Here is a 20,522-nt window from a genome sequence, read left to right on the forward strand (position 1 = left end):
TGACCGTGAGAGGGGCTGCCTCTCAGATGGGCGGGTGTCGTTAGACGGTGGGTGAGTTCGGGGCCAGGCCCAGCAGTGAGCGGAAGAAGTTGACGATGTCGTCCCACACGGCGCCGGACAGGCCCAGGAAGGTCTGTCCACCGGGGGTGGACATCAGGGCCATGGCCAGGGCGAAGGTGCCCGCCAGGGCCAGGAACAGCAGCCACCACCCCGAGATACGGGTGCGGTAGAGCTGGGATACGCCCTTGGCGTCAATGAGGCGGCCGCCGACCTTGAGCCGGGTCAGGAAGGTCGAGGACATGCCGGCGCGCCCCTTGTCGAGGAACTCCAGCAGGGTGGCGTGCGTCCCCAGGGCCACGATGATTTCGGCGCCTGCCTCATCGGCCATGAGCATGGCGATGTCCTCACTGGTGCCGGTGGCGGCGAAGACGTGGTGCTCGACCCCGAGCTCCTCGACATGGGCCAGGCCCGGGGCGCGTCCGTCGCGGTAGGCGTGGACGACGATCTCGGCGCCGCAGGTCAGTGCCTTGTCGGATACGGAGTCCATGTCGCCCACGATCAGGGTCGGTTTGAAGCCGGCCTCCAGGACGGCGTCGGCACCTCCGTCGACACCGATGATGACGGGCTTGTACTCGCGGATGTAGGGCTTGAGCGCCTGCAGGTCCTCCTTGTAGGAGTAACCGCGCACGACCACCAGGACGTGCTTGCCACTCATCTGCGTGGTCAGCGAGGGCATGCCGACGCCGTTGAGAAGCAGGTCCCACTCCCCGCGCATGTACTCCATGGTGTTGGCGGCGAAGGCCTCCAGCTGGACGGACAGGCCCTTCTGAGCCTCCTCCATGGCCTCGGCGACGGTCTGCTTGGTCTGGACCGCTCCCTCGGCGATGACCTGCTCCTTGCCCTCGACCCGCACCGAGCCGTCCTCGACGGTGATGCGTTGGCCGTCGTGCAGGCGCATGATGTCGGGGCCCAGGTCGTCCACGAGCGGGATTCCCGCGTCGAGGAGAATTCCGGGGCCGAGGTTCGGGTAGCGCCCGGAGATGGACGGGGAGGCGTTGAGGACCGCCGAGGCGCCGCACTCCACCAGTGCCTCCGCAGCCACCCGATCGAGGTCAGTGTGGTCGATGATGGCGATCTCCCCGGGCTGGAGACGCTTGGTGAGCTTCTTCGTGCGCGCATCGACGCGCACGACACCGCTGGGATGCTCGGAGACGGACGCAGACTTTCTGCGGAAGGGATTCCTCACGGCTCGGATTGTCCCATGACTGCTTCCTGGAGAAGCTCAGCGGCGTGCCGGACCGCGGCCTGGGAGTCCTCGTGCCCGGAGAGCATCCGGGCCAGCTCTCGTTGTCTCTCTTGGTCTTCGACGACGAAAACCTGTGTGCGGGTGCGCCCCGGCTGGGACTTTCTCACATTCTCTGCGGCCATCTCTGTGATGCCGGAACGGGACTCAGGCTCGGTCACGGTCTCCTTGCGCACCACGAGATGGGTGTCTGCCCAAGCCGCCACCTGCGCCAGGTGGGTGACGACGATGACCTGGTGGTGTCGCGCCAGACGGGCCAGGCGCCTGCCGATCTCCCGGGCGGCCCGGCCTCCCACCCCGGCGTCGATCTCGTCGAAGACGAGGGTGCGGGTGTGGGTCGAGGGGTGAGACAGGGCCGCGGCATCGGCGAGCACCACCTCCAGGGCGAGCATGATGCGGGACAGCTCGCCTCCCGATGCTCCCTTACCCAGGGGCAGGGCTGGCGCGCCGGGGTGTGAGACGAGTAAGAGGGCGACGCTCTCAAGGCCGGTGGGCCCGGGCTCATCAAGCCGGTCCAGCTCGACGACGAGCCGAGCGCCCTTCATCTCCAGCCCCTCCAGCTCCGCGGTGACGGCCTGCTCGAGGCGCTCACCGAGCTGCTGACGCGCCCGGCTCAGCTCGGCACCAACACCGGCCAGCTCCTCGTCGGCGGCGGCCAGGCGCTCGGCCAGGACGGTGGCGGTGTCCTGGGGGCCGTCGAGCTCGGCCAGGCGCGCGGCGGCGCGCTGACCCCAGGCCAGGAGGGCGTCGACGTCGTCGAGCTGCTCCTGGGGTCCGCCGATCTCGCGGCACGCGCGGGCGAGCTCTCCGCGGCGGTCCTGGACCTGGGCGAGGCGAGCCGGGTCGGCGCTCAGCAAGGACAGGTACCCGCCCAGCTCGGCGGCGATGTCGGCTGTGTCGATGCCCAGGCGCTGGGTGCGCGTGGCCAGCTCGGCCAGGGCGGGGTCGCGGTCGGACTCGGCACTCAGGCTGCGGTGGGCGTAGGCGATGAGGGAGACGACGTCGGGCGCCTGCCCGGTGGCGGACTCCTCCCCGCTGAGTGCGGTGCGGGCTCCGGTGGCGGCCCGACGCAGGTCCTCGGCGTGGTCGAGTCTCTCGGCCTCCGCCGTCAGCTCCCGGTCCTCACCGCTGCGGGGGTCGACCTCTTCCAGGGCCTCGAGCCAGGTGCGCAGCTGGGCGACCTCGACGGCTCGGGCCTGAGCGGATGCCTGCCAGTCCTGGAGCTCCTGGTCGGCCTGTCGGCGCGCCTGGTAGGCCCGGGCGTAGCGGCGGCACAGGGCGGCGTGGTCCTGGCCGCCTAGTGAGTCCAGGGCAGCGCGTTGGGCCGCGGTCGAGCGCAGCCGCAGCTGGTCGGCCTGGCCGTGGACGGAGACCAGCCGGCCGCCCACCTCGCTGAGGACCGAGGCCGGCACGGAGCGCCCTCCCAGGTAGGCGCGGGAGCGTCCGGAGGCGGGGACCGTGCGAGAGGCCAGGAGGAGGTCATCGTCGAGATCACCCCCGGCCTCGACGACGCGGGCGGCGGCACGCGACTCCGGGTCGACCAGGAACGCGCCCTCGACCAGGCTGCGCTCGGCACCGCTGCGCACGATGGTGGTCTCGGCCCGCTGCCCCAGCAGCAGCCCGAGCGAGGTGAGCACCATCGTCTTGCCGGCGCCGGTCTCACCGGTCAGGGCGGTCAGGCCGCGACTGAGGGGAAGATCAGCCTCCTCGATGACACCGAGGTCCTCGATGTGCAAAGACTCGATCACGCTGTCCCTCCCGAGGAGTCCGGCCGGCTCCCGCCATCGGTGCTCGTGTCGACGGAGGTGACCATTGGCTGGTGCAGCGCGTCCTCCTCGGGTGAGTAGGCCTCATCGGCGCTGTTGGAGGCCCGCCAGCCCTCCACGGGCAGGTCAAACTTGCGCACCAGGCGGCTGGCGAAGGGGGCCTGGTTGAATCGTGCCAGGCGTACCGGACGCTCCGCCCGGGTGACCCGGATCCTGGCACCGACCGGCACGTCCAGGCTGCGTCTGCCGTCGCACCAGATCTCGGCACCTCCGAAGCCCACCCGCTGGACGACGACCTCCATGCAGGAGTTGGGGCCCAGGACCAGAGGGCGGGTGAACAGGGCGTGCGCGGCCACCGGCACCAGGAGGAGCGCCTCGACCTCGGGCCAGATGACGGGGCCCCCGCAGGAGAAGGCGTAGGCGGTCGAGCCGGTGGGGGTGGACATGATGAGGCCGTCGCAGCCGAAGGAGGAGACGGCCTGGCCGTCCACGCCAATGGCGACCTCGATCATGCGGGCGCGGTCGCGCTTCTCCAGGGCCGCCTCGTTGAGTGCCCAGTCGCGCGTGACCGTCCCGTCAGGACAGATGACCTCCACGTCCAAAGTGGTGCGGGTCTCGACCGTGTAGCGGCCGGCGACCAGGTCCGCGACGACCTGCTCGATGCCATCGGGGTCGGCCTCGGCCAGGAAGCCGACGTGGCCGGTGTTGATGCCCACCAGGGGGATGTCCCGTTCGCGGGCGATCTCGAAGGCACGCAGTATCGTGCCGTCGCCGCCGAGTACCAGGACGAGGTCGATGTGGTCGGTGCAGTCCGGGCCGACCGGCTCGACACCTCGGGCACGCAGCGCCGCCGCGGCCCGGGCCACGGCGCTGGCCGTGGGGGCGCTGGGCCTGGGGACGGGGACGGGCTTGTCGTTGAGCTCGCGCTGCAGCAGCATGACACGCGAGATCCTCCGGCCGTGCTGCTGCGTTCCCGGCTGCTGCGAGGACCGGCGGAGGGCGACGGATTCAGTTGAGTCAGCCGGCTCGGCCGGGCGCGTCGCAGCACTGGTGTCTGAAAGGCTCAGCTTGCTCATGAGTGGGTCCTTGTTCTGCGTCGTCGCGCACAGCCCGCCACGGGGCCTGCGGCGACGGCGTCCTCGATGCTGGAGCGCAGCTCGTCCCCGCTCAGGTCCCCGGGGCAGCCGGCGCGGGAGGCGTGCATGCTCAGGAAGTACTCAACGTTGCCGGCCGGGCCCGGCAGCGGGGAGGCGGTCACGGCCTCGACTCCCACACCCAGGGAGTGGGCCCACTCTGCCACCGTCATAACGGTCTCCACATGGAGCTCTGGGTCACGCACCACTCCCCCGTGCCCGATCCGGTCCTTACCCACCTCGAACTGGGGCTTGACCATGAGCAGGAGGTCGGCGTCGTCGGCCGCGGCGCGCAGCAGCGGCTCGAGGACCAGGGTCAGGGAGATGAAGGACAGGTCGCCCACGACCAGCTCCGGGGCGGGGGCGACGGCCTCGGGATCCAGTGTGCGGATGTTGGTGCGGTCCAGGGCGGTGACGCGGGGGTCGGAGCGCAGCGACCAGGCCAGCTGGCCGTAGCCGACGTCGACGGCCACGACGTGCTCAGCACCGCGGCGCAGGAGGACGTCGGTGAAGCCGCCGGTCGAGGCGCCGGCGTCCAGGCAGCGGCGTCCCTCGACGCGGGGTGCCAGGCCGCGGCGGCCCAGCGCGTCCAGTGCGCCTGCGAGCTTGTGAGCACCGCGGGAGACGTAGTCGTCTCCGGAGGGCACCAGGATCTCGATGGCTTGGGCAGGGTTGACCTGACGGGCGGGCTTGGTGACGACCTCGCCGTCGAGGGTGACGTGACCATCGGCGATGAGCGTGGCGGCGTGGGTGCGGGAGCGGGCCAGCCCGCGGCGCACGAGCTCTGAGTCGATGCGGATGAGCCGGGCCATATCAGCCTTCCGCCTTGTGCAGGACGGAGGCGAGGTCCTCGTGAATGGCGGCCAGGGCGGCTGCGCGCTCCTCCAGGGGCATCTGAGCGATCTGCGCGAGCTCATCGGTGTGGTCGTGGAGCCCTTGGGCCGCCGTCAGGGCGACGTCGGCTCGCGGGGGCGCAGGCACCGGCGGCCGAGGAGCCGGCCGGTATGCGGAGTCCGCGGTCGCAGGCGTCTGCTCCCCGACGTCGGTTCTCGACTCGTTGGTGCTCATTCCTGACTCCCTTCGACATTGCTCGCGTTGGCGCTGTGGTTCCTCTTCTCCTCCGGTAGGAGGCTCACCGGCCCCGTCCGGGATCTCAGGGCTCGATCACCTCGATCTCGGGCACCTCCAGCGCCGCGGCCTCGCCCTGGCGGCCCTGAGCGTCGGCCCAGTCCCAGGCGGCCACGGCCAGTGCCCGGTAGGAGTCCAGGTCGATACGCACCGCACTGCCGTCCGGGGATGTCACAGCGCCGGAATCCTGGAGCTCAAGCCGGGAGCCGAGGACTCGGGCACTGCGGTCGCCGACCCGCCACCACACCTGGCCGTCGACGTCGACTCGCACGGGCGCGGGGTGGGGCTCGGTCAGGCCACGCAGGTCGGTGTGGAGGAAGCTGGGACGCTCGGTGGCCGGCGCGCAGATGACGTCTCGCGCGTCGGAGACACCGGTGAGGACGTGGAGGCCCGGGATCCCGGCGGCCCGGGCCCCGACGTGATCGGTGTTGAGCCGGTCGCCGACGGCCAGGGGCCTGGTTCCACCGGCCCGCTGGAGGGCACGGGTGTAGATACCGGGGAAGGGCTTGCCCCCGGCCAGGGGCTCCTTGCCCGAGGCGTGGACGATGGCGGCCACGAGGCTGCCATTGCCCAGGGCGAAGCCCCTCTCGGTGGGCAGGGTCGCATCGAGGTTGGTGGCCACGTGCAGGGCCCCGGCATTGATCGCGTAGACGCCCTCGGACAGCAGCGCCCAGTCGACCGCAGGGTCCCAGCCCTGGACGACGGCCACGGGCCCGTCCTGCGCACTGCTGGTCACCTGGAAGCCCTCGTCGAGGAGGGCCTGGCGGACGCCGTCGCCGCCGACGACGAGCACCATGGAGCCCGGTTCGACATGCTCGGTGAGCATGGCGGCCGCGTCCATGGCGGCGCTGAAGACTTCCGACGCCTCGGCAATGATGTCGTTGTCCGCCAGCTTGTCCACGACCGTCTGGGGCGCCCGTGAGGCGTTGTTGGTGACGAATGACAGATGCATTCCGGCCTTGCGGGCGGCGTTGACGTTGTCCGCCGCGTGGGGAACCCGAGCCTGGCCGGCGAAGCAGACGCCGTCGAGGTCCAGCAGGGCGACATCGTAGGCGGTGCACAGGGGCTGCTCGCTGCCGAGCAGGGTGGCAGGGGCGGCGGTATCACAGGCCTGGGGCATGGTCATTGGGGCTCCTCAGAAGCGTTGGTGGAAGGCGTCGGCGCGTCCTGCGCGTCCTGGAGCAGCTCAGCCATCTCGGCCTCGACGCGCTCGGCGAAGGACTGCGACCACTGAGCGTCCTCATCCTGGTCCACAGGCTCGCCGTGCTCGTCGAGGTCCGCTGAGACCTCGTCCTGAGCCGGTTCCCCAGAAGCCTGCGAGGTCTCGGTCGTCTCGTTCACTGCATCACCGCTCGGGGCCCCGTCGGAGTCCGTGACGGACTGAGTGCCGGAACTCTCCGGGATGCTCTCCTCGTGGGCCTCGGAGTCATAGTCGTCCTCGATGTCGAAGACCTCGACCTCGTCCTCCTCGACCGGCTCTGGACCGATCCGGTCTCGGATGGCCTCAGCCTCCCGGCTCCGTCCGAGCTCTGCGAGCCGGTCGGCGCGCACCGAGTGCAGACGTCTGAGGGTGTCGCTGTCGGAGGGACGGGCCCTGATGGCGTCCTCGATGATGAGCAGGCCAAGATCGGTCTGGCCCATATCGTGGCGAAGACTGGAGACGACCATGGCTAGCTCGGCCCGTTCGATCTCGTCGAGCTGGCGCGGATCTGCCGCTTGAGCGGCCTGGAGGGCCTTGTCGAGGTTACCCAGTGCGCGCTCGCAGTCGACCTCGATGGCCCGGTGCAGGTCAAGACCGGACAGGCGCCTGGCGGCACGAATCTCTCGAAGGGCCTCGCTGTAGTGGCCGGCGAGGTATGCCGCGATGCCGGCCGTCTCCCGGACGACGGCGACGCGGCCCGCGTGGGAGGCGGCGTAGCGTGCATGCTCGTAGGCGGCTTGAGGATCGTCGTTGAGGAGGCGCTGAACCATGACCAGGTGCCGGGCAACGTTCTCAGCGTTGGCACGCCCTAGGGCGCGCAGCTCGGCCCTGGCGCCCCGTTCAAGATCAGCCGGCTCGACATTGTCCGGGACCTTGGGCTCGGGGACCCGCTGACGCTGCGGCGGACGACCGCGACGATCGTCTCGCCTGTCGCGCGAGTCGTTCCTCCCGGAGCGGTCGTTGAAACGGCCAGGCCTGCGACCATTGCGATCACCACGCCCGCTACCGCCCTCACCGTTCCAACGCCGTTCGTCGCGCCAGTCGTCTCGATGCCGTCGATCGCTGCGAGCAGAGTGCTCCCCGCGGTTCGACCGCTGGGAGTGCACCCGAGAGCCAGAGGAGTCGTCATCCTGTCCCACCCGATCACTGCGGCGAGAACGACCTTCCTCCCCTGCGAAACGGCGACGCGCCCCGAAGCCGTGACGCTCATCGTTGCGGCGACGCCGACCTGCCTCGCTGTGGTCCGAGCCGTGCTGACGGTCCTGATACGCCATGGTCCTTCTTTCACTCTGGCGCTGCCGCCAGTTGCCCTGGTGCTGTCGTTTACCTGAGAGGAGCCTACCTGGGCCGAGGTACTCAGGTGTAACGGGACTCGGCAACACACCGTGTGGCGCATGTTGGATCGCGCTGCTTACCGATGGTGGCCGGCGGCGTGTGGGTACACAGCAACTGGTTCGGCCCCCGGGGGTGCTCCTTGTGGAGCCCCCCGGGGGCCGACTGTGTGGTGTGTGCTCGGTGGTGTCCTACTCTCCCGCACCCTGGCGGGTGCAGTACCATCGGCGCTGTCAGGCTTAGCTTCCGGGTTCGGGATGGGGCCGGGCGTTTCCCTGTCGCTGTGACCACCGAGACGACTACATGGGCAGTGCGTCAGTGTTCCTGTGATTCTGTTATCAGGCTGCCTGCCGACACACGCGCTGGTGGTGTGTGGTTGGTGGACTGGGTTGGGTGTGGACCGTATAGTGGACGCTTCGCTCTTACCGTATCGCTCACCCCCCGGTACTCCCACGCACGCTAGGTGTGTGGTGTGTGTTTGGGGGTGTTGTTGTTTGTGTTGGCCTATTAGTACCAGTCAGCTCTAAACCGTTGCCGGTCTTCCACTTCTGGCCTATCAACCCAGTAGTCTGCTGGGGGCCTACCAAAAAGGACAAGTCCTTCTTGTGGAGACCTTATCTTGAAGATGGTTTCCCGCTTAGATGCTTTCAGCGGTTACCCTTCCCGAACGTAGCCAACCAGCCGTGCCCCGGGCGGGACAACTGGCACACCAGAGGTTCGTCCGTCCCGGTCCTCTCGTACTAGGGACAGGCCTTCTCAAGTCTCCTGCGCGCGCAGAGGATAGGGACCGAACTGTCTCACGACGTTCTAAACCCAGCTCGCGTACCGCTTTAATGGGCGAACAGCCCAACCCTTGGGACCTGCTCCAGCCCCAGGATGCGACGAGCCGACATCGAGGTGCCAAACCATGCCGTCGATATGGACTCTTGGGCAGGATCAGCCTGTTATCCCCGGGGTACCTTTTATCCGTTGAGCGACGACCCACCCACACGGGATCGCCGGATCACTAGTTCCTACTTTCGTACCTGCTCGACCCGTCGGTCTCACAGTCAAGCTCCCTTGTGCACTTGCACTCAACACCTGGTTGCCGACCAGGCTGAGGGAACCTTTGAGCGCCTCCGTTACACTTTAGGAGGCAACCGCCCCAGTTAAACTACCCACCAGGCACTGTCCCTAACCCGGATCACGGGCCCAGGTTCAGGCGCACGCCATAACCAGAGTGGTATTTCAAGGACGACTCCACCGCCACTGGCGTAACGGCTTCACAGTCTCCCACCTATCCTGCACAAGCTATAGCGGGCGCCAATACCAAGCTGTAGTAAAGGTCCCGGGGTCTTTCCGTCCTTCTGCGCGAAACGAGCATCTTTACTCGTACTGCAATTTCGCCGAGCTCATGGTTGAGACAGCGGGGAAGTCGTTACGCCATTCGTGCAGGTCGGAACTTACCCGACAAGGAATTTCGCTACCTTAGGATGGTTATAGTTACCACCGCCGTTTACTGGGGCTTAAATTCACCACTTCACCCGAGGGTTGATGGTTCCTCTTAACCTTCCAGCACCGGGCAGGCGTCAGTCCGTATACATCGCCTTACGGCTTCGCACGGACCTGTGTTTTTAGTAAACAGTCGCTTCCCCCTGGCCTCTGCGACCCTCCCCCCTAGCCCGCAAACGGGGCTTCAGGGATCAGGCCCCCCTTCTCCCGAAGTTACGGGGGCATTTTGCCGAGTTCCTTAACCATGATTCACTCGTGCGCCTAGGCATACTCTGCCCGACCACCTGTGTCGGTTTAGGGTACGGGCGGCTGGCACCATCGCGTCGAGGCTTTTCTCGGCACCCCAGGATCACCCTGTTATCCCCCACCAAAGTAGGGTCACCATCACGCCTCACCCTCACCTCTCAAGGAGGCAGTCACTCCGGATTTACCTGGAGGACGGGCTGCGCGCTTGAACGGACCAAGCCATCAGGTCCGCCGGGCTACCACTGTGCGTCACCCCTGTTAACACGCTTGCCTACCTGCACGGAGGATCCCCAGACCCCACCACCACAACCACACCACCCCCCGAAAGGAGTAGGCGCGGCTGAATTTGGTGGCTGGGCGTGGGTTAGCACCCGCGCGTCAGCATGGGCGGTGCTTCGCCGGTACGGGAATATCAACCCGTCATCCATCGACTACGCCTGTCGGCCTCGCCTTAGGTCCCGACTCACCCAGGGCGGACTAGCCTGGCCCTGGAACCCTTGGTCATTCGGCGCTAGGGCTTCTCACCCTAGTATCGCTACTCATGCCTGCATTCTCACTCCCGCACCGTCCACCAACAGTCACCCACAGGCTTCCCCCGGTGCAGGACGCTCCCCTACCACCCACAACCCCTGCCACCACACGCACAAGGCGCACGATGAAGGGAACACGTCATGGGTCCGCGGCTTCGGCGGTGTGCTTGAGCCCCGCTACATTGTCGGCGCACGATCACTTGACCAGTGAGCTATTACGCACTCTTTCAAGGATGGCTGCTTCTAAGCCAACCTCCTGGTTGTCTGCGCGACCGCACATCCTTTCCCACTTAGCACACGCTTAGGGGCCTTAGCCGGCGATCTGGGCTGTTTCCCTCTCGACCACGGAGCTTATCCCCCGCGGTCTCACTGCCACGCTACAACCCGACGGCATTCGGAGTTTGGTTGACGTCAGTAACCCTGTGGGGCCCATCAGCCACCCAGTAGCTCTACCTCCGCCGGGCAACACGCGACGCTGCACCTAAATGCATTTCGGGGAGAACCAGCTATCACGGAGTTTGATTGGCCTTTCACCCCTACCCACAGCTCATCCCCCCAGTTTTCAACCTAGGTGGGTTCGGTCCTCCACACGCTCTTACACGTGCTTCAACCTGGCCATGGGTAGATCACCCCGCTTCGGGTCCAGAACGCGCCACTACACATCGCCCTATTCGGACTCGCTCTCGCTACGGCTACCCCACACGGGTTAACCTCGCGACACGCCACTGACTCGCAGGCTCATTCTTCAAAAGGCACGCCACCACCCCCACACCAAAAGCATGAAGGCTCTGACGGCTTGTAAGCGCCCGGTTTCAGGTACTATTTCACTCCCCTCCCGGGGTACTTTTCACCATTCCCTCACGGTACTATCCACTATCGGTCATCAGGAGGTATTCAGGCAGCCAAGTGGTCTTGGCAGATTCACACAGGATTCCACGAGCCCCGTGCTACTCGGGCACCATCCCAGACACGCACCAACCAGTTCCGCCTACGGGGGTATCACCCACTACGCCACGCCTTCCCAGACGATTCAGCTACCAGCCAGCACACGCGCCCCCTCTCCGGCAGAAGAGGAACAGAACAGCCCCACAACCCCGCACACGCAACCCCTGCCGAGTATCACACGCACACGGTTTAACCATCATCCGCTTTCGCTCGCCACTACTCACGGAATATCTTCTCCTACGGGTACTGAGATGTTTCACTTCCCCGCGTCACCCCCCACACCCTATACAATTCAGATGCAGGTGACACGACATAACTCGTGCCGGGTCCCCCCATTCGGAAACCCTCGGATCACAGCCCGCCAGCCGGCTCCCCGAGGAATATCGCAGGCCACCACGTCCTTCATCGGCCCCTGATGCCAAGGCATCCACCGAACGCTCAAAAAAACAAACAACAAAGACACACGAACAAAACAAAAACATTTGTCGCAGAAATCTTACAGTAAGATGCTCGCGTCCACTATACAGTTCACAACCAACCCACCCACACCCACCCAAAACCCCCAACAACCAGGAGCCCCAGACAGGCCAGGCAACCAGGGCGCACTGCCCCAGAACCCCGACAGCATGCCACCCCCACACACGCAGGGGCACCCACCACACCCCAACTCCCCACACAAGCAGGAAGCAGAAGCACGACGGGCGTGTTTCCTACACCAAGAACCAGACAACCAACCACCCCAGCCCCCACCACACAGGCAGGAAACCAGAGCACCAGCCGCCCGGCCTTCCGCGAGGAGCAGCCCCCGGCCGGCCCAGACCCATACAACGGCCCAGACAACAACGACCAGGAAGCCACCCCCACACAACATCAATCCTTAGAAAGGAGGTGATCCAGCCGCACCTTCCGGTACGGCTACCTTGTTACGACTTCGTCCCAATCACCAGCCCCACCTTCGACCGCTCCCCGTAGGGCCACGGGCTTCGGGTGTTGCCGACTTTCATGACGTGACGGGCGGTGTGTACAAGGCCCGAGAACGTATTCACCGCAGCGTTGCTGATCTGCGATTACTAGCGACTCCAACTTCACGGTGTCGAGTTGCAGACACCGATCCGAACTGAGACCGGCTTTAAGGGATTCGCTCCACCTCACGGTATCGCAGCCCTCTGTACCGGCCATTGTAGCATGCGTGAAGCCCAAGACATAAGGGGCATGATGATTTGACGTCATCCCCACCTTCCTCCGAGTTGACCCCGGCAGTCTCCCGCGAGTCCCCACCACAACGTGCTGGCAACACGGGACAAGGGTTGCGCTCGTTGCGGGACTTAACCCAACATCTCACGACACGAGCTGACGACAACCATGCACCACCTGTGAACCGGCCCCACAAGGAGGAAGCCCCGTCTCCGGAGCCGACCGGCACATGTCAAGCCTTGGTAAGGTTCTTCGCGTTGCATCGAATTAATCCGCATGCTCCGCCGCTTGTGCGGGCCCCCGTCAATTCCTTTGAGTTTTAGCCTTGCGGCCGTACTCCCCAGGCGGGGCACTTAATGCGTTAGCTACGGCGCGGAAGACCCGGAAAAGGCCCCCCACACCTAGTGCCCAACGTTTACGGCGTGGACTACCAGGGTATCTAATCCTGTTCGCTCCCCACGCTTTCGCTCCTCAGCGTCAGTAACGGCCCAGAGACCCGCCTTCGCCACCGGTGTTCTTCCTGATATCTGCGCATTCCACCGCTACACCAGGAGTTCCAGTCTCCCCTACCGCACTCAAGCCGGCCCGTACCCACCGCAAGCCCCCAGTTAAGCCAGAGGATTTCACGACAGACGCGACCAGCCGCCTACGAGCTCTTTACGCCCAATAATTCCGGACAACGCTCGCGCCCTACGTATTACCGCGGCTGCTGGCACGTAGTTAGCCGGCGCTTCTTATCCAGCTACCGTCAACCCACCCACAAGGAGCAGGCCTGCTTCACTGGCGAAAGAGGTTTACAACCCGAAGGCCTCCATCCCTCACGCGGCGTCGCTGCATCAGGCTTGCGCCCATTGTGCAATATTCCCCACTGCTGCCTCCCGTAGGAGTCTGGGCCGTGTCTCAGTCCCAGTGTGACCGTCCACCCTCTCAGGCCGGCTACCCGTCACCGCCTTGGTAGGCCATCACCCCACCAACAAGCTGATAGGCCGCGAGCCCATCCCCCACCGAAACAATATCTTTCCCGGGCCCATCATGCGACAGACCCAGAATATCCCGTATTAGCCACACTTTCATGCGGTTATCCAGAAGAAGGGGGCAGGTTACTCACGTGTTACTCACCCGTTCGCCACTCATCCAGAACCAGCAAGCTGGTCCCTTCACCGTTCGACTTGCATGTGTTAAGCACGCCGCCAGCGTTCGTCCTGAGCCAGGATCAAACTCTCCAAACAAAACCAACAAAAACAAGCCCCAACCAACCACAAACAGCCAGCCAGAACCCACAGTCAGTACAACAGTCCAGAAAACCAGACCAGGCCCAACCCAACCCCACAACAAAGAAGGGCCAGGCAAACCAAAACAAAACAAACCCCAAAAAACCACACACAACCAAAATCATGCGCAGCCCCCAGGGCCATGGCATAAAAAACATGACACACTATCGAGTTCTCAAACAACACACCCACCGAGAACTTGTCGTAAGGCATTTTGCCTTCCGCTTCGCTCTCAGAAGCGCCTGAGAAACTTTAGCGAGCCGCATTTTCTGAGTCAAACGAATGGGCGGTGACCCTCGTCTCTCATTCGGCTCTCTTCAGTTCTCAGTCCCCGGCCGGTCTGAGGAAATTCATCCTCCCCGTTTCGGGCCGGAGAGAACATTACGCACCGGCCACCACCCCGTCAAACTGTTGAGCGGTGACGGTGCCCACAAGGCGTCGTCACCGCTCAACACCCGTGTTCTCGAGGTGAGGATTTCCCTTGACGAGGAGCCTAAACCGCGCGTCCGACGGCCAGGTTCCGGCGTCCCTTGCGCACCAGCACCACTCCCCCGGCGAGCAGGTGCTCAGGACCGATGACCGCGGTCTCGTCGGCCACTTTGACGTTGTTGATGTAGGCCCCGCCTCCGGCAATGGTCTTGCGGGCCGCATTGCGCCCGCGCTCCAGCCCCGTGCCGACAAGCAGGTCCACGATCGTAGTCTGTCCGACTGTCACGTCGCTGGAGCCGAGATCAGCCGTGGCCGCCAGGATCGTCGCCTCATCGATGTCGGCGAGGTCGCCGCGACCCCACAGTGCGGAGGTTGCCGCCTCGGCCTGAGCAGTTGCGTCGGCTCCGTGGACCCACGTGCAGACCTCGTGCGCCAGAACCCGCTGCGCCTCACGTGCCTTCGGGTTCTCGGCCGTCGCCGACTCCAGGCGCTCAATCTCCTCGCGCTCCAGGAAGGTGAAGACCTTGAGGAAGCGCACGACGTCGGCGTCGTCGACCTGAAGCCAGAACTGGTAGAAGGCGTAAGGGCTGAGCATCTCGGGGTTGAGCCAGATCGCCCCGCCCTCGGACTTACCGAACTTGGTGCCGTCGGCCTTGGTGATGAGGGGGTTGGTCATGACGTGGACCGAGGCGCCCTCGACCTTGTGGATGAGGTCCATCCCGCCCACAAGGTTGCCCCACTGGTCATTGCCTCCGACCTCCAGGGTGCAGCCGTAGCGTCGGTAGAGCTCGAGGTAGTCGTTGGCCTGGAGGACCTGGTAGCTGAACTCGGTGTAGGAGATGCCCTCCTCGCTGGCCAGGCGCCGGGCGACGATGTCCTTGGAGAGCATGGTGCCCATGCGGAAGTGCTTGCCCAGGTCCCGAAGGAAGTCGATGGCGCTCATCGCCTGGGTCCAGTCCAGGTTGTTGACGATCTGCGCCGGGTTGTCCCCGCTGAAGTCGAGAAGGTTCTCGAGCTGTTCCTGCAGGCTGGCCGCCCAGCCGGCAACGACGTCCTTGGTGTTGAGGGTGCGCTCCCCCTTGGCGCGCGGGTCGCCGATGAGGCCGGTCGCCCCACCCACCAGCGCTAGCGGACGGTGCCCGGCGAGCTGAAGATGGCGCATGACCTTGACGGCTACGAGGTGGCCGTGGTGAAGGCTCGGCGCGGTGGGGTCGAACCCGCAATAGAAGGTGACGGCCCCGTCGCTGAGCGCTGCTCGCAGCGCGTCAATATCGGTGTGCTGGGCGATGAGCCCGCGCCACTGCAGTTCGTCCAGGATGTCCGTCACTGTCCAGTCGCCTTCCGTGGGTTGTCGTGCTTACTGCACGCGTGATCCCGGCGCGTCACGCTCGGGTCCGGCTGATACCTCCGGCGCGGATAGTCTGCCATGCTCCGGCTCGGCCTCCACGACAAAGCCGGGCTACGGAGCCATGAGCCGGATACGGGGAGCCTTCACGAGCCCTCAGCCGGACGGTCCCACAGGAGGGTGTATCGGTAGTAGAAGCGCCGTCGAGTCCTGGCCCCGGGAAGCAGCCGGACTGCCGCCCTACGAATCTCGGCCAGGGACTCTCGTGGAACACGAGTGACCACACCGATGTCTGAGCTCTCCCGTCGCAGGGCACCGACCACGTGCAGAGGCAGGACGGCCAGCGCGGACAGCGTCCAGTCCCACAGGCTCTTGTTGGCGGCTAAGCCGACGACGATCAGACGCCCGCCGGGTGCCACCAGCTGACTCAGCCTCACCAGGGCGGGCTCCAGTGGGAGGTGGTGCAGCGTGGCCACGCAGGTGACCGTCTCAAAGGTGCCGATGCGCTGAGGAAGGTCCAGATCCATGACGTCGTCGAGCAGCACCTCGGCCTGCGGAGTCTGCTCGAGACGTCTGTGCGCTCGAGCAACCGCCCGCTCGTCGGTTTCAAGTCCGACGGCGCGCCGGCATACCGCCGCCAGGCGTGCGATCAGGAGCCCGTCACCGCATCCGACATCGAGCGCTCTGCCGCCGCGCAGCGCCGCGTCCCGCACAATGCGCCGGTGAAAGGCGACGTTGTGATTCCAGTAGTCACTGGCCACTGCGGGAGCCTGGTGGAGCAGCCGCCGCGGTCGGACCGGCTGTGTCGCTCGAGGTCTTGGGGCTCTCAGCCCGGTCGGTAGACGCAGCGGTCTCCTCGTTGGGCTGCGTTGCTGATCCGCGCGCTACGACGCCGGCTTCACGCAGCAGTGCCTCGCGCAGGTGGGGCACTGCGGCGAAGTACGCCTCATCGGCGTCCTCCACCAAACGCGTTGCCCGGGCTCCGACATCTCTCCCTGCCGCTGTCATGGTCACGATCCGGGCACGGGCATCCTTGGGATCCGGCTGCCGCGACACCAGACCGGCCCGCTCCAGCCGGCGCAGCACCTGGCTGGCGGTCTTCACGTCCATTCCCGCCTGGGTCGCAACCATCACCTGGCTGGCCCCGTCCCCGTGCTCCTCGAGCCACTGCGTGCAGGCCAGGAGGACGAACTGGGAGTGCGTCAATTCAACTGGCTCCAGGGCGGCAGCGATGTCTCGCTGCCAGGCCAACGCGGCCCTCCACATGAGGAAGCCGGGGCTCGCCTCAGGACCCTGGAACCTTGTCTTCACATATCGACCCTAGCAGCCTGGACGAGCGAGTCGATGGCCTGCGGAAAGTCCTCGGCGATTCCTGGACCGATCGTCGGGCCTACATCGTCGGCACCGGGGCCGTCGATGTCGAGGCGGGTGGTCACAACGCTCTGCCCTTGTGTCTGCGCGGGCGTGAAGGAGTGGGTGAAGGTCAGCTCCACTCCCCCGTAGGAGACCCGGTCCGCCTGGACATGAGGGGGTTCCCAGCGGATCACCGTGATCTCGATACTGTCCTGCCCCTCCGGAGTCATCGTGATCGAGGCGCCGGGCCCCACCGGCTCGCGCGGCTCGTAGCGATCTCCCTGGGGGAGCTCGATCTCACCGGAGAGCACCTTGATCCAGGTCTCCCACAGGACCTCCGCCGGGAGATCCACTGTCCGTTGGCACTCAGTCGACCACATGGCCGTCCCCTTCCTCGTCCTCCGCGCTCGGCGGTTCCGCACCACAAATAGTCTTCGCAGCGATAATCTGTGTACCCATTATTAGTGGACGGAAAGGGCGTAGGCAAGTGGAGACCCAACGGAGTCGGGCTCGGCGAGGTTCAGTCCTGTGAGCGTCGCCTGGTGACGGCCGGCCGGTACGGCGAGACGGTGGGCTCTCCATCCAGCCAGAAGCGCCATGGGAAGGCCTCGCCATCACCCCCGGGACCGGCCACCCCGGTGCGCGGCCCACAGCGGATGCGCCCGGCATCCGGCGCCGGCTGCGGCTCCGGCAGCGTCAGGCTGATGCGTGATCCCGGCCCGCCCAGCAGTGCGCCGTCGTCGGAGCGGTCCAGTCCCAGTGCGGCGCACAGTCTGGCCGGACCACGGGCCAGGTCGCGGTCAGTGCGGGCTGCCGGGCGGCGCCCCCTGGCCTGCTCGATCCCTTCGACGACCTCTCCCCCGCGCAGCAGCACCGCGCGTGAGACTCCAGCCGGTCCGGTGACGATGTTGAGGCAGTGGTGCATCCCGTAGGTGAAGTAGACGTAGATGCACCCGCCGGCCTCGAACATGGAGGCGTTGCGCGCCGTGCGTCCCCGGAAGGAGTGGGAGCCCGGGTCCTTCTCGCCGCGGTAGGCCTCCACCTCGGTCAGGCGGATCGCGACGCGCCCAGCCGAGTCGGCAACGGTGATGACGGCGCCCAGCAGCGCCGGGGCCGCCTCCAGGCTGTCACATCTGAGCAGTGAGGCGACATCGGCACTCAGCTCGGTCGCCGTCTCCCCCACAGAAGCGTCTGACATCGTCCTGCCGCCCCGGCTCAGTCCTGGTCCTCCTCGTCCCATTCCTCATCGGTCTCACTGGGCTCGGGCCACTGGGGACCGGCGGGGCCGTCCAGCAAGGATCCCTCCCAGGCGAAGACTCGCAGCTCGGCGCTGCGGGCGATGGCGCGGGCGAGCTGCTCCACCACTCGCACCGGGGCGGTGCCGCCGTGCCCGGTACGGGCGGCCACCGACCCCTCGGCTGAGAGGACCTCCTGCACCCCCGGAGTGAGCCGCTCATCAATGGCGGCGAAGTCAGCATCGGTCAGGTCCCACAGCTCAATGCCACGCTTCTCGCACTCGCGCACGCAGGCACCGGAGATCTCGTGGGCGCTGCGGAACGGCACACCGTTCTTAACCAGCCACTCCGCGATATCGGTGGCCAGGGAGAACCCCTGGGGGGCGAGCTCCGCCATCCGCTCGTAGTGGAGGGTCATCGTGCTCACCATGCCGCTAACGGCCGGCAGGAGGACGGCCAGGGTGTCGACGGCGTCGAAGACCGGTTCCTTGTCCTCCTGCAGGTCCCGGTTGTAGGCCAGGGGCAGGGCCTTGAGAGTGGCGAGCAGCCCGGTCAAATCACCGATGAGGCGTCCGGCCTTGCCGCGGGCGAGCTCGGCCACGTCCGGGTTCTTCTTCTGCGGCATGATGGACGAGCCCGTGGAGTAGGAGTCGTCCAGGGTGACGAAGTCGAACTCCTTGGTGTTCCAGATGATGATCTCCTCGCTCAGGCGCGAGACGTCGACGGCGGTCATCGTCAGCACGAAGCTGAGCTCGGCGACGACGTCGCGGGCGGCAGTACCGTCGATGGAGTTCTCCACGGCGGCCTCGAACCCGAGGTCGGCGGCAACGGCGTCGGGGTCCATGCCGAGCGTGTTGCCCGCCAGCGCACCGGAGCCGTAGGGGCTCACGGCGGCGCGGGTGTCCCAGTCCTCGAGGCGCTCGACGTCACGCATGAGCGGCCAGGCGTGGGCCAGCAGCTGGTGGGCGACGAGCACCGGCTGGGCGTGCTGCATGTGGGTGCGTCCGGGCATGATGGCGTCGGAGGCCTGGGCGGCCTGGTCGATGAGGGCGTCGACGACGTCGAGGACGAGTCCGGCCACGTGGCGGGCCTGGTCGCGCAGGTACATGCGGATGAGTGTGGCGATCTGGTCATTGCGGCTGCGCCCGGCGCGCAGACGGCCCCCCAGGTCGTCACCGGCGCGCTCGATGAGGCCGCGCTCCAGGGCGGTGTGGACGTCCTCGTCAGTAGCTTCCGGGACGAAGATGCCGGCGACGACGTCGGCCTCGAGACGGTCCAGGGCCTCCAGCATGCCGGACAGCTGACCCGAATCCAGCAGGCCGGCCTGCGCCAGGGCGCGGGCGTGGGCGCGGGAGCCGGCGATGTCGTAGCGGGCCAGGCGCCAGTCGAAGTGGGTGCTCACCGACAGAGCGGCCAGCGCGTCGGCGGGTCCTCCTGAGAAGCGTCCGCCCCACAGGCTGACGCCGGCGGGGGCCGCGTCCTGCTGAGCTTCTGAGGCGACGGGCTGGGCAGCGGATGGCTGAGCGGGCTGGCTGGAGAACTGACTCATGGCTCCATCATGACCCATCTGCCCGCACAGGTTCCTCAACGCCGGCCAGGAAGGGAACTGTCATGGCTCGTAGACAAAAAGACCCATGCATTCTTGAGGAAGATACGGAAGCGGGATCAGGACCAGCGCCCCCGACCAACGGGAAGGAAGAAAGGCCTGTATCTCGGCTGGAGGGCAATGCCATGATGAGCCAATGCCCGCCGAACAAGACGCACTTTTCCCAGGCAAGCAGTTCATCTCCACTGTGCTCGAGGCCCTCGAGACCAAGACCCGGATGACCGGGGTGATCGCCCACCGCTATCTCATGCGCGCGGCCATGGCCGGCATGATCGTGGCGGTCTTCTACATCGTGAACTACGCCATCGTGGGTGTCTGCGACGGCCTTCGCATCGGGGACACCTCGCTGGCGGGGTTCGGGAAGATGCTCGGGGCGCTGTCCTTCGGCCCCGCTCTCGTCTTCATCTACTACACGAAGTCAGAGCTGCTCACCAGCAACATGATGGTGGTGGCCATCGGCCACTACTACAAGCGGATCTCGACGTGGCGGGCCCTGAGGGTGCTGGTCATGTGCCTGGCCGGCAACTTCGCCGGAGGGCTGGTCTTCGCGGCCATGTACCGCTTCTCCACCCTTGTGGAGGCGGCAACCGCCGAGCAGGCCGTGCACTCAGTGGACGCCAAGCTCCACTACCTGTCGTCGGCCTCGGGGATCGGGGACCTCTTCGTGCGGGCGGTCCTGTGCAACTTCATGATTAACCTGGCAATGCTCCTCATCTACAACGGCTTCATCCGCGAGGACTGGTCCAAGATCTTCGCGATGCTCATCTCCGTGTTCGTCTTCGCCTTCCTCGGTCTTGAGCACTCAGTGGCCAACACGGTCCTGTTCACCGTCGTCGGCCTGACACACGGGATCGATGTCCTGCCGGCACTGGGGAATGTGGCTGTGGCCCTGCTGGGCAACTTCGTGGGCGGAGGGCTGCTGATCGGCGGCTACTACGCCTACGCCAATGACGACTCCCGCTGGTTGCGCCGCCAGCCCCACCACGACGAGGCGCAGGCGGCCATGTAGCCGAG

Annotated in this window: 14 protein-coding genes and 3 rRNA genes; 1 reads left to right on the forward strand and 16 read right to left on the reverse strand. The window is 66.1% G+C overall.

The features are described 5' to 3' along the window. Window positions 1–40: 40 nt before the first annotated feature. The 16 genes from steA to argH form a co-directional block, all read right to left on the reverse strand. Entirely contained in the window at window positions 41–1,246 is a 1,206-nt protein-coding gene (gene steA / locus HW274_RS07595; protein WP_075254715.1) for a putative cytokinetic ring protein SteA, read from the reverse strand. Beyond that, complete coding sequence (recN, locus tag HW274_RS07600) at window positions 1,243–3,051, reverse strand: DNA repair protein RecN (protein WP_075254716.1); 1,809 nt, start codon at window positions 3,049–3,051, stop codon at window positions 1,243–1,245. The genes steA and recN overlap by 4 nt, the downstream gene beginning before the upstream one ends. After that, window positions 3,048–4,007, reverse strand: coding sequence for an NAD kinase (locus HW274_RS07605; RefSeq protein ID WP_075254724.1), 960 nt, complete (start codon window positions 4,005–4,007; stop codon window positions 3,048–3,050). The genes recN and HW274_RS07605 overlap by 4 nt, the downstream gene beginning before the upstream one ends. 134 nt (window positions 4,008–4,141) lie before the next feature. Further along, window positions 4,142–5,014, reverse strand: coding sequence for a TlyA family RNA methyltransferase (locus HW274_RS07610; RefSeq protein WP_075254717.1), 873 nt, complete (start codon window positions 5,012–5,014; stop codon window positions 4,142–4,144). A 1-nt stretch (window position 5,015) separates the two neighbouring features. Continuing rightward, window positions 5,016–5,270, reverse strand: a complete 255-nt coding sequence (locus tag HW274_RS07615; RefSeq protein WP_075254718.1) for a hypothetical protein — start codon at window positions 5,268–5,270, stop codon at window positions 5,016–5,018. Window positions 5,271–5,355: 85 nt separating this feature from the next. After that, window positions 5,356–6,456, reverse strand: coding sequence for an HAD-IIA family hydrolase (locus tag HW274_RS07620; RefSeq protein ID WP_185988512.1), 1,101 nt, complete (start codon window positions 6,454–6,456; stop codon window positions 5,356–5,358). Beyond that, window positions 6,453–7,301, reverse strand: a complete 849-nt coding sequence (locus tag HW274_RS07625; RefSeq protein WP_185988513.1) for a hypothetical protein — start codon at window positions 7,299–7,301, stop codon at window positions 6,453–6,455. The genes HW274_RS07620 and HW274_RS07625 overlap by 4 nt, the downstream gene beginning before the upstream one ends. A gap of 740 nt (window positions 7,302–8,041) precedes the next feature. Next, window positions 8,042–8,158 (reverse strand): 5S ribosomal RNA (rrf, locus tag HW274_RS07630). A 191-nt stretch (window positions 8,159–8,349) separates the two neighbouring features. Next, window positions 8,350–11,531, reverse strand: a 23S ribosomal RNA gene (locus tag HW274_RS07635). Between the two features lie 425 nt (window positions 11,532–11,956). Next, a 16S ribosomal RNA gene (locus tag HW274_RS07640) occupies window positions 11,957–13,498 on the reverse strand. The 16S, 23S and 5S rRNA genes sit together here, the layout of an rRNA operon. A gap of 535 nt (window positions 13,499–14,033) precedes the next feature. Next, window positions 14,034–15,296: a tyrosine--tRNA ligase gene (gene tyrS / locus HW274_RS07645; protein WP_185988514.1), complete on the reverse strand. Its 1,263-nt coding sequence runs from the start codon at window positions 15,294–15,296 to the stop codon at window positions 14,034–14,036. A 164-nt stretch (window positions 15,297–15,460) separates the two neighbouring features. Next, window positions 15,461–16,075 carry a bifunctional 2-polyprenyl-6-hydroxyphenol methylase/3-demethylubiquinol 3-O-methyltransferase UbiG gene (locus tag HW274_RS07650; protein WP_075253398.1) on the reverse strand — a complete coding sequence of 205 codons (615 nt, stop codon included), beginning with the start codon at window positions 16,073–16,075 and terminating at the stop codon, window positions 15,461–15,463. Continuing rightward, window positions 16,065–16,625 (reverse strand): MarR family winged helix-turn-helix transcriptional regulator, encoded by a 561-nt coding sequence (locus tag HW274_RS07655; protein ID WP_075253397.1) that lies wholly within the window; start codon window positions 16,623–16,625, stop codon window positions 16,065–16,067. The genes HW274_RS07650 and HW274_RS07655 overlap by 11 nt, the downstream gene beginning before the upstream one ends. Then, window positions 16,622–17,047, reverse strand: coding sequence for a hypothetical protein (locus HW274_RS07660; protein WP_075253396.1), 426 nt, complete (start codon window positions 17,045–17,047; stop codon window positions 16,622–16,624). The genes HW274_RS07655 and HW274_RS07660 overlap by 4 nt, the downstream gene beginning before the upstream one ends. 140 nt (window positions 17,048–17,187) lie before the next feature. Beyond that, window positions 17,188–17,865: a DNA-3-methyladenine glycosylase gene (locus tag HW274_RS07665; RefSeq protein ID WP_075253395.1), complete on the reverse strand. Its 678-nt coding sequence runs from the start codon at window positions 17,863–17,865 to the stop codon at window positions 17,188–17,190. Window positions 17,866–17,882: 17 nt separating this feature from the next. Beyond that, entirely contained in the window at window positions 17,883–19,469 is a 1,587-nt protein-coding gene (gene argH / locus HW274_RS07670; RefSeq protein WP_178384963.1) for an argininosuccinate lyase, read from the reverse strand. A gap of 175 nt (window positions 19,470–19,644) precedes the next feature. Between argH and HW274_RS07675 the strand changes: the two genes are divergently transcribed. Further along, the gene (locus HW274_RS07675; RefSeq protein WP_185988515.1) at window positions 19,645–20,517 is read left to right on the forward strand and encodes a formate/nitrite transporter family protein; all 873 of its coding nucleotides are present in this window, start codon (window positions 19,645–19,647) and stop codon (window positions 20,515–20,517) included. Window positions 20,518–20,522: the final 5 nt, after the last annotated feature.

The sequence above is a fragment of the Actinomyces sp. oral taxon 169 genome (genome assembly GCF_013394715.1).
Taxonomy (GTDB): domain Bacteria; phylum Actinomycetota; class Actinomycetes; order Actinomycetales; family Actinomycetaceae; genus Actinomyces.